General features: G+C 43.5%; 13 protein-coding genes. All 13 read right to left on the reverse strand.

All coding sequences use genetic code 11. The annotated features are described in order from the left end of the window. Positions 1–350 precede the first annotated feature (350 nt). The gene (gene lysS / locus ACFQ38_RS04870) at positions 351–1,841 is read right to left on the reverse strand and encodes a lysine--tRNA ligase (protein ID WP_381479920.1); all 1,491 of its coding nucleotides are present in this window, start codon (positions 1,839–1,841) and stop codon (positions 351–353) included. A 226-nt stretch (positions 1,842–2,067) separates the two neighbouring features. Continuing rightward, positions 2,068–2,577, reverse strand: coding sequence for a 2-amino-4-hydroxy-6-hydroxymethyldihydropteridine diphosphokinase (gene folK / locus ACFQ38_RS04875; protein WP_381479921.1), 510 nt, complete (start codon positions 2,575–2,577; stop codon positions 2,068–2,070). Further along, positions 2,574–2,942 carry a dihydroneopterin aldolase gene (gene folB, locus ACFQ38_RS04880; protein ID WP_336824268.1) on the reverse strand — a complete coding sequence of 123 codons (369 nt, stop codon included), beginning with the start codon at positions 2,940–2,942 and terminating at the stop codon, positions 2,574–2,576. Before folB ends, folK begins: the two co-directional genes overlap by 4 nt. A 14-nt stretch (positions 2,943–2,956) precedes the next feature. Next, on the reverse strand, positions 2,957–3,817 hold the full coding sequence (gene folP, locus ACFQ38_RS04885; RefSeq protein ID WP_381479952.1) for a dihydropteroate synthase: 861 nt from the start codon (positions 3,815–3,817) through the stop codon (positions 2,957–2,959). A gap of 5 nt (positions 3,818–3,822) precedes the next feature. Further along, entirely contained in the window at positions 3,823–4,674 is an 852-nt protein-coding gene (gene pabC, locus ACFQ38_RS04890) for an aminodeoxychorismate lyase (protein ID WP_381479922.1), read from the reverse strand. Continuing rightward, positions 4,671–6,074, reverse strand: a complete 1,404-nt coding sequence (locus ACFQ38_RS04895; protein WP_381479923.1) for an anthranilate synthase component I family protein — start codon at positions 6,072–6,074, stop codon at positions 4,671–4,673. The genes pabC and ACFQ38_RS04895 overlap by 4 nt, the downstream gene beginning before the upstream one ends. Before the next feature lie 109 nt (positions 6,075–6,183). After that, a complete protein-coding gene (gene cysK, locus ACFQ38_RS04900) occupies positions 6,184–7,110 on the reverse strand; it encodes a cysteine synthase A (RefSeq protein ID WP_381479924.1) in 927 nt (308 codons plus the stop codon). Positions 7,111–7,234: 124 nt separating this feature from the next. Beyond that, entirely contained in the window at positions 7,235–8,242 is a 1,008-nt protein-coding gene (locus tag ACFQ38_RS04905; RefSeq protein WP_456242985.1) for a peptidyl-prolyl cis-trans isomerase, read from the reverse strand. Next, the gene (gene hslO, locus ACFQ38_RS04910; protein WP_336824274.1) at positions 8,133–9,023 is read right to left on the reverse strand and encodes an Hsp33 family molecular chaperone HslO; all 891 of its coding nucleotides are present in this window, start codon (positions 9,021–9,023) and stop codon (positions 8,133–8,135) included. The genes ACFQ38_RS04905 and hslO overlap by 110 nt, the downstream gene beginning before the upstream one ends. Before the next feature lie 12 nt (positions 9,024–9,035). Next, complete coding sequence (locus ACFQ38_RS04915) at positions 9,036–9,800, reverse strand: type III pantothenate kinase (RefSeq protein WP_336824275.1); 765 nt, start codon at positions 9,798–9,800, stop codon at positions 9,036–9,038. Positions 9,801–10,069: 269 nt separating this feature from the next. Next, positions 10,070–12,088, reverse strand: a complete 2,019-nt coding sequence (ftsH, locus tag ACFQ38_RS04920; protein ID WP_381479927.1) for an ATP-dependent zinc metalloprotease FtsH — start codon at positions 12,086–12,088, stop codon at positions 10,070–10,072. A gap of 231 nt (positions 12,089–12,319) precedes the next feature. Further along, complete coding sequence (hpt, locus tag ACFQ38_RS04925) at positions 12,320–12,862, reverse strand: hypoxanthine phosphoribosyltransferase (protein ID WP_381479928.1); 543 nt, start codon at positions 12,860–12,862, stop codon at positions 12,320–12,322. Beyond that, positions 12,856–14,289 carry a tRNA lysidine(34) synthetase TilS gene (gene tilS, locus ACFQ38_RS04930; RefSeq protein WP_381479929.1) on the reverse strand — a complete coding sequence of 478 codons (1,434 nt, stop codon included), beginning with the start codon at positions 14,287–14,289 and terminating at the stop codon, positions 12,856–12,858. The genes hpt and tilS overlap by 7 nt, the downstream gene beginning before the upstream one ends. Positions 14,290–14,308: the final 19 nt, after the last annotated feature.

Consider the following 14,308-nt stretch of genomic DNA (forward strand, 5'->3'; position numbering starts at 1 on the left):
AGATGTCAATTTCGAATCTGAAGATTCGTTTTGTCTCTTCCGCCGACGGGGTCGGCTTTGAGACTTTATTTGTTGACGTTTTGCTGTTCAGTTTTCAAGGTTCATTTTGTCACCTCTTAGAGAAGCAACTCTTATATAATACCATCTTGCGTTTTTCATGTCAACAACTTTTCTAAAAAACTTTTAAAGTTGTTTTTGTTTGTTTCGTTTATTGGAAACGCAACGTTATTTACTATATCAGCTTGTCTTTTTGAATGCAATACTTTTTCCAGAAAAAGAATATTCTTTTATTTCCTCGAAAAGAAAAGCTGCACAAGGCTTATGTATCCAGCATTGTACAGCTTTATAACTTATTCTTTTGAGCGCATCTGAGGGAATAGAAGGATATCGCGAATTGATTGTGCATTTGTCAACAGCATGACAAGACGATCGACACCTATGCCGAGTCCTCCTGTTGGCGGCAAACCATATTCTAATGCTTCTATGAAATCTTCATCCATTTCATGTGCTTCATCATTGCCTTGTTCTTTTTCAATTAACTGCGCTTCGAAACGTTTGCGCTGATCGATTGGATCGTTCAGTTCAGTGAAGGCGTTCGCATGCTCACGTCTTACAATAAACAACTCAAAGCGATCTGTGAATCGGCTGTCTTCTGAATTTTTCTTAGCTAAAGGAGAAATCTCAACCGGATGTCCATAGATGAATGTTGGTTGAACAAGTTGCTCTTCCACTTTCTGTTCAAAAAACTCATTTAAAATATGTCCGACTTCCATCATATTCGTAATTTCAACGCCGTGTTCCTTTGCAAGTTCACGTGCCTCTTCAACAGACATCTCTTTCCAGAAATCTACACCTGTATATTCTTTTACGGCATCCGCCATGTGCAGACGCTTCCAGCCAGGAGATAAATCAATGATATCTTCACCGTACTGCACTTGTGTTGTTCCTAAAACTTCTTGTGCAATATGGGCGATCATATTTTCCGTCAGTTCCATGATATCTTTGTAATCAGCATACGCTGCATATAGCTCAATCATTGTAAATTCCGGATTATGGCGAGTCGATATCCCTTCGTTTCGGAAAACCCGCCCGATTTCATATACTTTTTCAAGACCGCCGACAATAAGGCGTTTCAAATGAAGTTCGATCGCAATTCGCATATAGAGCGTCATGTCCAATGCGTTGTGATGAGTAATGAAAGGGCGTGCACTTGCTCCGCCGGCAATCGAATGCAACATTGGCGTCTCCACTTCAAGATAGCCTTGTCCATCCAAATAGCGGCGCATCGATTGGATAATGCGACTTCTTGTAATAAACGTCTCCCTGCTCTCTTCAGAAGAGATCAAATCTAAGTATCTTTGGCGATATCTTTGCTCAATGTCTTTTAAGCCATGAAACTTATCCGGCAACGGACGGAGTGCTTTCGTTAAAAATGTAAACTCAGTTGCTTTAATGGAAAGTTCTCCAACCTTCGTTTTGAAAACATTCCCTTTTACTCCGACAATGTCGCCGAGATCAGCGTCAGTGAATAATTCATACGCTTCTTCTCCCACGGCATCTTGACGGACATATATTTGAATTTGGCCACCAAGGTCTTGAAGGTGGGCAAAGCCAGCTTTTCCTTTGCCGCGTTTTGTCATGATCCGTCCCGCAATGCTTACTTCATGAGGTGTTTCGTCCAACTCCTCTTTAGAAAGTTCATCATATGCTTCACGAACCTCATTAGAAAGATGGGTCCTTTCATATCTTGAGCCGAATGGATCCAAACCTTTTTCCCTAAGTTCATCCATCTTCTGGCGTCTCACCAAAAGCTGATCGTTCAATTCATCCAAATGGGACATTTCCTTCACTCCTTCTTCAGTTATCCCTCACGCCGGATGGCATGTTCCTATTGTACACAATCTTTCTATGTAAAAAAAGCCGCCACAATTATGGCGGCATCGTTTGTCAACCACTTATAGCGGTCGTTCTCCTTTAGTCGTTTGCTTTCGAAACCTATCATCACCGAGAATCCATCCTATATACCACAAACGAACTGAAGGAGAACTTGATAAATATGTAAGCCATTTATTTCAAAAAGCTTTCAGCTCCCGTTATTTTTTTCCAACAACGAACGCCGCTGTCATTTACAGCAGGTTCTTCTGAAAATGGCACACCTGTAGCTGGATGGCTAATTCCGGGAGCGATTTCTAACAAGGGTACAAGTACAAACGCTCGCTCATGCATGCGCGGATGCGGTACAACTAAGTTCTCCGTTTCAATATTGTCGTTATTATACAGCAAAATGTCAAGGTCTACAGTTCTTGGGCCCCATCTAATTTCCCGGACACGGCCAAGTCCGTTTTCGATCTGCTGGCAAACTTTCAATAGTTCTTGCACCTTTAGTTCAGTATTGACACAAACGGCTAAATTTAAAAAATCTGCTTGATCAATGTAGCCGACCGGGGATGTCTCGTAAATAGAAGATACATCCGCCACTTCAATCTTTTCATTGGAATGAAGTGCGCGAACTGCTTCCTTTAAATGTTCATATCGATCTCCTATATTGGAGCCGATCGATAAATAGGCTGTATTCAAACGAATTGCCCCCTTGTAATCTCAACAGATACAGAAGCATAATGTCCCGGAATGGGAGGGTCAGGTTTGATAAGCAATACTTTCACGCCGGAAACGAACTCCTTGAATTCCTTCAAAAGCGCATCGGCAATTTGTTCAGCGACCGCTTCGATCAGCTTATATGGCTTCCCTTCCACAATTGATCGACAAATTGCATATACTTCTGCATAATTCACTGTCTTGCCCAGATCATCCGATTTCCCCGCCTTACTCGTATCTACCGCAAGAGAGACGGTTGCTCGAAAACGCTGACCAATCTTTGTCTCTTCCATCAGTACTCCGTGGTATCCGTAAAACTCCATTTCATTGACGTGGATATAATCCATCTCCGCTGCCTCCTTCAGAAATCCTTATCTTCGACATTTGCTTTTCCCGTCAGTACATCCATCATTCGGACCATGCGGCTAATCGCCTTCACATCATGCACACGCATAATGTGACAGCCATGCTCAACCCCATAGCAAACCGTTGCGCCTGTACCTTCCATTCTTTCCTCAACCGGCAAATTCAAAATATTGCCGATCATCGACTTCCGTGAAGTTCCTAATAAAACCGGGTATCCCATTTCTGCAATTCGGTCCAACCCTCTCATCGCCAACACGTTCTGCTCAGTGTCTTTCGCGAAGCCAATGCCAGGATCGAGCCAAATATTTCCTTCCGGCACTCCCGCCAACCGCGCAATCTCTATGCTTTCGGATAAGTCACTAATTATTTCTTCTATAAACGGACCAGCATACTTCGCTACTTCCCGGTTATGCATTAGTATGATCGGTGCACCATAAGTTGCCGCCACTTCCGCGATTCTGCGTTCACGTTTTGCGCCCCAAATATCGTTAATGATCTTCGCGCCAGCTTTTAGCGCTTCTTCCGCCACATCCGCCTTATATGTATCTATTGAGATGACGCAATCCAATTCCCTTGTCAATGCCTCGATGACTGGGGCTGTCCGTTCCATTTCTTCCTCCAATGAAACCGGCGCATGCCCCGGTCTTGTAGACTCCCCACCAATATCAATTATTTTTGCGCCATCCTTCAGCATTTGTTCTGCATGCTTTAACGCCGCATCGATCTGTGCATACTTGCCTCCATCGGAAAAGGAATCAGGAGTCACATTCAAAATTCCCATGATGACGGTTTCTTTTCCAAAATCCCATTCTGTATTTCCAAAACGATATCTTTCTTTTGCATTCGCCAATTCCAACACATTCATCCTTCTTTCATATTCTCGACAGCCTCGCTATATAGACCGTGCAAATTTTCATAATAAACCCCTGATGCTCCAGGAAATAGCCGATCTCCTATTTTTCTTAACGGTACAATCTCTTGAACCGCATTGGATACGAATGCTTCATCCGCATTCTCAACCTCTTTTTTATCAAAACACCCTTCATGAACAGCTATGCCAATCTCATTCGCTAACTGGATCATGTAAGCCCGGGTCGTTCCCGGTAAAATTCCAGTGTCAATAGAAGGAGTGAACAACTCTCCGTCCTTCATCCAAAAAACATTCGACGTCACACCTTCTGCCACGTAACCTTCTTTAGTTAAAAAGATGCCTTCCTTCTCCTTTAAAGAAGGCAATTCCAGCCGACCACGCACATTATTTAAGAAATTATGCGATTTCCGCCTCACACCGCTTTCCGGAAGATTCCTCGGCGTTTGAAGAAAAACAGCCTCTTTCTCGGTGCCTCTTGGTGCAACGGACAGTTCTTTTCGAAATAAAATAACGTTCGGTTCTTTATATTCGGACGGGGATAAACCAATGTCATGGACGCCCGCCGAAACATTCAGCCGAAAATAGCCATCGGTGCCTCCCGAAAGGTGGTCTAATTTACCGACTGCCTCTAAAATTGCCTCATCGGTATATGGCATTTCAATTCGATATTCTAATAGCGCTTCCCGCAATCTGTCCATATGTGCTTTAAATAAAAACACCTTGCCCTCATACGTTCGGAATGTCTCAAAAAAACCGACCCCATACAAGAAACCGTGATCGAATGGTGAAATCCGCATTTCCTCCGATGGCATATATATTCCGTTAAAAAAACAGTACGTCATTTAACCAAATCCTTTTCCGCCATGCGCTTCGCCTGCCAAAGCGCCTTTGCCTTATTTAAAGACTCTTTATATTCGGCTTCCGGAATCGAATCAGCAACGAGGCCGGCTCCTGCCTGAATATGTGCAACACCATTTTTTACATACGCTGTCCGAATAACAATGTTGAACTCCATATCTCCGTTAAACCCGATCCAGCCGATCGAACCAGTATATAAGCCTCTCCTGTTCGGTTCTAACTCTTCAATAATTTCCATCGTCCTAAGCTTTGGCTGCCCCGTAATTGAACCACCGGGAAAAAGTCCTTTTATAATTTCCGCATTTGACATGCCTTCTTTTGCAGTCCCTCTTACGTTCGATACTAAATGCATGACATGTGAATACCTTTCAATGACCATAAATTCATTTACTTCCACCGTATAATTTTCGCAAACTCGTTCAAAATCTTCGCGTTCCACTTCGACAAGCATTACATGCTCGCCTTTTTCCTTTTTATTAGACAATAATTCTTTTTCAAGATTGATATCTTCTTCATCAGTCTTTCCTCGCGGCCTTGTGCCTCCAATCGGACGAGTGCTCAATTCGGTGCCCCGTTTTTTAAGCAATAGCTCAGGCGAACCGGAAACGACAGCAAAATCTTCAGCTCCGATAAATGCCATATATGGCGATGGATTTACCTTCCGCAGTTGTTCATACATCGTTAGAGGCGTCACAGTTAATCTATCCGATTGGCGGACGGATAAATTCACTTGAGTCACTTCACCTTGCTCGATGTATGTTTGTACATCACGAACCATTTGCTCAAATTGCGGGCCGGAAACGGAAACATCAATCCTTTCTGGTGCCAAAATATCTCTCGGGATATCAGTATGTCTACATCCTTCATTTGCAGATGCCGCCTCCAACCACTGCTCTGCCAAACGATTAGGATCCAATCCACGATCTGGCAATGTCATGAAATATGCAGACTCCTTTTCAATATCCAAAACCGCCCAACGATCAAACAAATAAAATTGCAAATCCGGCGTCTGCAAATCGTCCACCGCAATATTGGGGATCGGCTCATACCTGCGTGCATAGTCATAGCTCACAAAACCAATCGGACCGCCTTGAAAATCGGGCAACTCCGAATCATACGCTATGTTCAGCGAGCTTACCCATTCATTAACAACAGAAAGCGGATCTCCATCTTTCTTCTCTTTTTTGCCATCACGCCAAATGAATTCCAATGATTCACCCGGCATCGCACGGAAAGTGACGAGCGGATCGATGCCAGCAATGCATAATTTCCCCGAACGGCCACTCTCTAATAGTGCATGCTGTAGGCTTTTCTTTGCCAATTCTTTGTACGCATAAAAAAACTGATCTTTTGTCATGTTTACCTTTTTATATTCAGGATTCATCGCCATTCCCCCATTAATCAATCTATCAACATCTTAACGTCTGCTTATCAATTTAGGATACCATTAAGCATAAAAAAAAGAGAGAGCATAAGCCCTCTCAAATAAGTTTTTATTCTTCGTCAAAATGATAAAGCGGGGTGCTTAAATAGCGCTCGCCATTAGATGGTAGAATGGCGACCACTTTTTTCCCTTTTCCAAGCTCTTTTGCCACTTGTAACGCTGCAAAAATAGCCGCTCCGGAAGAAACACCACCTAAGATCCCTTCTTCCCGCGCTGCACGTCTTGCAGTATCATATGCGTCATCATTTGACACTTGAATGATTTCATCGTAAATATCTGTATCCAATACTTTTGGAACGAAACCTGCACCGATTCCTTGGATTTTATGAGGTCCCGGCTGGCCTCCTGAAAGAACTGGAGAGTCGGAAGGTTCTACTGCGACGATTTTCACTTCTGGGAAACGCTCTTTTAACACAGAACCCGCACCTGTAATCGTTCCGCCTGTACCGATGCCTGAAATGAACGCATCCACCCTGTCCAATGCATCCGCAATTTCCGGGCCAGTCGTGAGACGATGAACTTCAGGATTCGCTTCATTGTTAAACTGTTGAGGCATGAACCATTCATTTTTCTCGGACAATTCTTCAGCCTTGGCAATCGCGCCTTTCATCCCTTCTGCGCCTGGCGTCAACACTAAATCTGCACCATAAGCACGCAATAAATTCCGTCGCTCTAAGCTCATCGTGTCAGGCATGACGAGTACTGCCTTATATCCTTTTGCAGCTGCGATCATGGCCAATCCAATTCCGGTATTACCGCTCGTCGGCTCAATGATTGTGCTGCCTTCCTTCAGTTCACCGGACTTTTCAGCTGCTTCAATCATTGCAAGTGCGATTCTGTCCTTTACACTTGATCCCGGGTTGAAGTACTCCAATTTCAAATAAATCTCCGCATCATCCGCCCCTGATAAACGGTTCAATTTGACAAGAGGCGTTTTGCCAACAAGATCTGCAATCGTGTTTCCAACTATACTCATTGTTCTTCCTCCCAATCCCTACTTGTTTGATATGATTTATTGTATTAATCATACAACTTCTTGGTGACAACTGTCAATCGCAAGTCTTCTCTCTCTTCCTTTCCCTTTACACAATTGGATTAATCTAAATTTTCGAGGCAAAAAAAAAAACCGTCCACGCCCTTTTTAGGCGCATGGACGGCATTTNTTGCTCAAGCGCCAATTCACGCTTAATATGCTCTTTCACATCCTTGAATGAAAACGATTGACCTTCAATCACTTCATTTACACGAACAATTGCATATGTACCATCTTCCAAACTTATGACTTTACTAACCTTGCCTTCTTTCGTTCCTTCTGCAGCTTTATAAATTGCCGGATCCACCGTTTCTGTCGTCGCATTAATATATCCGATATCTCCGCCTAAATTAGCTGATGACAAATCAACAGAACGCTCCTTCGCTAACGCATCGAAATTGGAGCCTTTAGATAATTCGTCGAGCGCTTGCTCAGCTTCCTTTTTCGTCGGTACGATTATAATGGAGGTTCTATATGCTGTTAAAATATTATATAGCTGTTCATTTTCCTCATAAAACTTCTTTGCGGATTCATCGCTAATGACGACATCATTCGTCAAAACCTTTTCCAGAATAAGTGTGGAGCGGATTTTTTGCCGTGTCTGTTCCACATCCAAGCCGGAATGGAACCTTCCATCTACAGAGGTGATCAGCGATAATTCAAGCTCTATTTCCTCGTCCGTAACCTTAATACCGTACTTTTCGGCAGCTGTTTCCATTACTTTTTCATTTACTAACTCCAAAAGCACTTCCCGTCCAACTTCTTTTTCCATTGCGGTCATCCATTCCTGCCGAGTAATCGGTTCCCCTGCCACCGAAGCAACCTCTTCAGGAGGCTGCTCCGATTTGTTAGGGATCAGAAAAGCGATGAACCATAGCAAGTTGCCGGCTAACAGTATGCCAATCAGTACTAATAACGGCTTCGTCTTCAGTCTTCTCTTCTGCTCCGGCGGATTCGGAGCAGAATTATTCCGATTTCGCCCGTAGTTCATCAATGAAACCTTCCAACTCGTCTTTTGCAAATAAATATTTCTCGCCGCAGAAATGGCATTCTGCTTCCGCTTGACCGTCCTCATCAATCATTTCGCGAATTTCCTGCTCCCCCAACCCAAGGATTGCCGTACCGAATCGTTCTTTTGAGCAATTGCACGAGAACTCAACATCCACTTTTTCAAGGATCTCTACATTGTTCGATCCTAATACTTCGCTTAAAATCTCTTCTGGCGTTAAGCCACGATCAATTAATTTAGAAATCGGCTCAACGTTGGCAATTCTCTCTTCTAAAAGACTAATCGTTTCATCTGTAGCTCCTGGCATCACTTGGATAATAAATCCTCCAGCAGCTTTTACTGTGTTGTCGGGATTTACTAAAACGCCCAACGCCACAGCGGAAGGAACTTGTTCGGATACAACAAAATATTGGGTAAAATCTTCTGCCACTTCACCAGAAACAATTGGAACTTGCCCTGTAAAGAAATCGCGCAACCCCAAGTCCTTTACTACTGTCAGCATACCTTCCGTTCCGACAGCTCTCCTGACATCCAACTTCCCTTTGTCATTTAAATCGAAATGAGTTTGAGGGGATGTTGCATAGCCACGGACCTCTCCTTTGGCATTTGCATCGACAACGATAGGACCAATCGGGCCTCCGCCTTCAATTTTAATCGTCAATTTCTCTTCGCCCTTCATCATGGCACCCATCATGACGCCCGCTGTCATCGTACGTCCTAAAGCGGCTGTAGCAGTCGGCCAAACATGATGTCTTCTTTGCGCCTCTCCGACAGTTTCAGTAGTGCGGGCCGCATACGCTCGGATTGTCCCATTAAATGATAATGCCTTCACTAAGTAGTCTTTCATGTAATATCTCCTTTAAACGTTTCTTTCGTAGATCAAGTGCAATCCTTTCAAAGTAAGGAAATTGTCTACGATATCAATCGACTTCGTTTCGCTCGCGATCAGTTCAGCAAGACCGCCTGTCGCAATGACTGTCGGCTCCACCTTACTTTGAGCCTTCATCCTCTCTACAATACCCTCTACTAACCCGACATATCCAAAAACGATGCCCGATTGCATCGCCGAAACGGTGTTCTTCCCAATAATATGTTCCGGACGTGTCAGTTCAACACGTGGCAATTTCGATGCCCGGTCGAATAGCGCCTCCATGGAAATGCCTATGCCTGGTGCGATCGCCCCACCCATATATTCACTTTTTTCATTCACATAACAGAAAGTCGTTGCTGTCCCAAAATCAACGATCACTAACGGACTGCCATACTCATGGATTGCCGCCACCGCATTAACGATCCGATCAGCCCCAACTTCCCGGGGGTTTTCATATTTAATATTCAAACCTGTCTTCAAACCTGGGCCCACGATCAGCGGCCGTAAATTAAAATATTTTTTGCACATTTGCTCCAACGGAAACATGACCGGCGGAACAACCGATGAAATAATGATGCCGTTAATATCTTCAAAACGGAGACCTACATGTGAAAACATCGACTTTACAGACATTGCATACTCATCTTCTGTCCGATGTCGATACGTTTCCATTCTCCAATGGTATTTCAAATCCCCTTGTTCATAAACGCCGAGGACAATATTTGTATTCCCTGTATCCAACACTAATATCATATTCTTTTCCTCGCTAACTTCGACATTTTCCAAAACATCATACCACAATGGACAGAGAGTATAAAAGCAACTGACAACATGCAATCAACTTCTATTTATTTTTGAATCCATCCGATCAAGGCAATTACTTGTAGTTTCCGCTTTGAATTAAGATGTTGCGCAAAGTCTATGCAAAATCTTTTTGACATCGCTTGATTTTTTTACGTGAAAATAAAAAGCACCCTATCAAAAAACAGCCAACCGCCATTAATCGGTTGACTGTTATAAGATCAATCTCTTCTTTGCTCATCAATTGGAGGGAGTGTGCGATCCGTCGATTCTTCCTTCGGTAAATCTGCAACGGAAGGATCATTCGGCGCACCCGTTGAATCCGGATTCACTTCATCGTCTGTATTTTCATCGGCTTGTTTGTTACCATTTCCGTTTTGTTCATACGAACGTTCTGGCAATGTACCGTGATCTTTCAAATGATTAATTTGTTCCGCATCCAATGTTTCCACTTCAAGAAGCGTAGTCGCAATCAAATCAAGCAATTTACGGTTATCCGTTAAGATTTTTCTTGTCCGCTCGTATTGCTCTTTAATGATCCGCTGCATTTCTTGGTCAATCTCATAAGCGATTGACTCGGAATAATTTTGCTCGGAATTAAAGTCTCTACCAAGGAACACATTTCCGCCTTGGCTTTGGCCAAATTGCATTGGACCTAACTTATCGCTCATCCCGTACTCAGTTACCATCGAACGGGCAATGCCAGTCGCACGTTGGAAGTCGTTATGAGCGCCAGTTGACACTTCGCCTAAAACGATTTCTTCAGCGACACGGCCGCCAAGCAAACCGGAAATTTTGTCAAGCAACTCCGGCTTTGTCATGAAGTAGCGATCTTCTTTCGGAAGCATAACCGCATATCCACCCGCTTGACCGCGCGGTACGATTGTAACCTTATGCACGATTTCCGCATCATCTAACATAAGCCCGACGACGACGTGACCTGCTTCGTGGAAAGCAACAATATTTTTCTCTTTTTCGGAGATGACTCGGCTTGTTTTCGCAGGACCAGCAATTACACGATCCGTCGCCTCGTCAATATCAGCCATATCAATCTTCGGTTTCTTGCGTCTTGCCGCGACGAGCGCAGCTTCGTTCAGCAAGTTTTCAAGATCCGCTCCTGAGAATCCTGGCGTGCGCTGTGCAAGTGCCTTCATATTGACAGAATCGTCAAGAGGCTTATTGCGTGCGTGCACTTTCAAGACTGCTTCGCGTCCTTTTACATCTGGACGACCGACTGTAATTTGACGGTCAAAGCGTCCCGGACGAAGCAATGCCGGATCTAAAATATCAGGTCGGTTCGTTGCAGCAACGATAATAATACCTTCATTGCCATCAAAGCCATCCATTTCAACTAAAAGCTGGTTCAATGTTTGTTCACGTTCATCATGACCGCCGCCAAGACCTGCGCCCCGTTGACGACCAACAGCATCTATCTCATCAATGAAAATGATACATGGCGCATTTTTTTTCGCATTTTCAAACAAATCACGAACTCGGGATGCACCGACACCGACGAACATTTCAACAAAGTCAGAACCAGAAATCGAGAAGAATGGAACGCCCGCTTCACCAGCTACCGCACGTGCCAATAACGTTTTACCTGTACCTGGAGGTCCTACCAGCAAAATACCTTTTGGAATACGAGCTCCCAATTCCGAGAATTTTCTGGAGTCCTTCAAGAAGTCAACAACTTCTTCAAGCTCAGCTTTCTCTTCATCCGCTCCCGCCACATCGGAAAAACGGACTTTTTTGCGGTCATCTGTATGAAGCTTCGCCTTGCTTTTTCCGAAGTTCATCACACGTCCGCCACCGCCGCCTTGCGCTTGATTTAATAAGAAGAAGAAGAGGATGATAATGATGATAAATGGCACTAAACCAGTAAAGAAGGATACCCAAGCACTTGTTTCGGGTGCCTTCAAAATTTCGATTTTCGTGTTGTTCTTTTGGCCAATCTCACTAATTTGGCTGATTTCGCTGGTGATTGCAGTATCATTCAACAACGTATTAGTCGTAAACTGCTCACCCTTTTCAGCTCCCTTCAGCACACCTTTAACTTCCAAAACGCTTTGGACAGGTTGGAGCGTCATTTCTTCGACTGCGCCATTTTTTAGCTGTGTGAGAAATTCATCATACCGAATCTCTTTCATCTTCGGATTTGGATTATTTAGTGAACTGAATATCCCCATTATTGCGAGGAAAATCAATCCGTATAATAGAAAGTATCGAAGTATACGATTCATCCCAAGCCTCCTCATTTCTTTCAACAGAAAACTATTGTAAATCTTATCATATAACAGATTCCATCTACAACGAAAATGCCTTTTTCACTTAGGTTGAAAGAAGTGAAATCGGGCAATCACATGTCTCTTCAACAACATCGTCAACTACCAACATCCGTATAGCGAACCATATTACGCAAAACGGCGGAAAAAGCTTTCCATCGCCCCTAAGAAAGGTTTGTTGAAAAACTTTCAAAAAGAGTAGATTTCTTTTTTTAATACGCCGATATAAGGTAAGTTCCGGTACTTTTCTGCATAGTCAAGTCCATATCCTACAACGAAGGCATCTGGAACGAGGAAGCCTACATAATCCGCTTTCAAATCCACTTTTCGGCCTGATGGCTTATCAAGCAAAGTGACAAGTTTGATGGATTTTGCTTTACGGTATTTAAACAATTCTACGAGGTAGTTCAACGTCTTACCGCTGTCAATGATGTCTTCAATAATAAGCACATCGCGTCCTTCGACACTTGTATTCAAGTCTTTTACAATTTTCACTTCGCCTGACGAAACAGTCGCGTTCCCATAACTTGAAACATCCATAAAATCAAGCTCAATATGCGCATCGATATGTTTGATCAAATCGCTCATGAACGGCAACGCTCCTTTTAGTATGCCGATCGCAAGCGGAAACTTATCTTGATACTCCTCAGTGAGCTGTGTTCCTAATTCTTTTACTTTTTCTTGTATTTTCTCTTCAGAAATTAATATTTCTTCGATATCTTTCTTTAACATCGAAATTCCTCTCTTCCTAAATTGGGTGATGATGCCTCTTTCATCTTGAATATGTACTTTTCCCTACCCGTCCACTGATGGGTGAACCGTGTCCCATATCGGATTCCCGGAACTGCGCATATTTCGTGTTGTGCAGTTAGCAGCACAGGTTGCTTCTCTCTCTGCAACGCACCAATTTTTTCATCAATAAATAGCCTCGATAGCCTTTTTGGCTTAGTCATTCCCGGCAGAAGTATCCGATCTCCATCCCGCTTCCCCCGTACGTATAAAGGCAATTCAGATTCAGATAAATTAAAAAAGCGGTGCTCCGATGCTGCATCAGCATGCCCGACTCCATCAGCTTCTATTGTGTTCCAATAGAAAAGGACATCCGCCCAGCGGGTCCAAATTCCCTTTGGCAATAAAATTACATCTTCACAATTGACTTTCTCATCTTTGACAATGGAAATTCTCCCATACTCCCTTACGAAACGTAAGCCGCGCGGAAGATCAATCGAAACGTTCCCTTCAGCGGATTGCATATGATATTGCAACTGTTCCAACAAGTCATGAGTAAACTCGACAGGTATACTTTCCCCATTATAAAGATACTTCAATAGTAGTGGAATGAGACGGGTTTGTAAAGCAGGGTGCATAGCTGCAAAACGATGTTGTTGCACGGTCGGAAAGCCTTTTTCTGAAATTGATACGACCGATTGAAATTGTTTTAATGATAACTGCATCAACAAATCATCGTCCTGTTGCAATTTCTTAGTCATCTTCACCGAATTTAAAGCAGCTGCAGGGTTTTCCGATAAAAGCAAAGGCACAATATGGTGCCTAATACGATTTCTTAAATATGCATCGCTCTCATTGCTCGGATCCTCTCTGAAAATAGCGCCCTTTTGTACTGTATAGGCATAGAGTTCCCCTTTCTTCGCCAAGAGAAACGGACGAATGAGTATTCCTTGCTCCATTTTCCTTACAGGAAGCATGCCTTCCGGCAAACTCCCTTTTGAAATTTGCATAAGGACAGTCTCCAATTGATCCTCCGCATGATGCGCAGTGGCCAACGCATCATAGCGATGGGACTTTAAAATCCTCTTAAAAAATTCGTACCGTCCCTCTCTGCAAATCATCTGGAGATTACCGCCTTCTCTTTCGGCAATTTCAGGGACAGGGACCGATCCACCGTAAAAAGGTACCTTTAACTGTTCGCATAACTCTTTAACGAATCTGCCATCCTCTTTAGATTCTTCTCCGCGCAACATATGGTCTACGTGAACGGCTCCAACCTCAATCCCCAATTGTTGTTGGTGGTTGGCCATAAAAAGCAAAAGCGCCACCGAATCCACACCACCCGAGCAGGCGATGAGGATTCGCTGACCAGATGTAACGAGTTCTTCTTTTTCGATAAATGCCAAAACCTTGCGCTCGAACTGCTTCATTTTCGATCCTCCACTATTA

Source organism: Sporosarcina contaminans (assembly GCF_042679045.1).
GTDB classification, from domain to species: Bacteria; Bacillota; Bacilli; order Bacillales_A; family Planococcaceae; genus Sporosarcina; species Sporosarcina contaminans.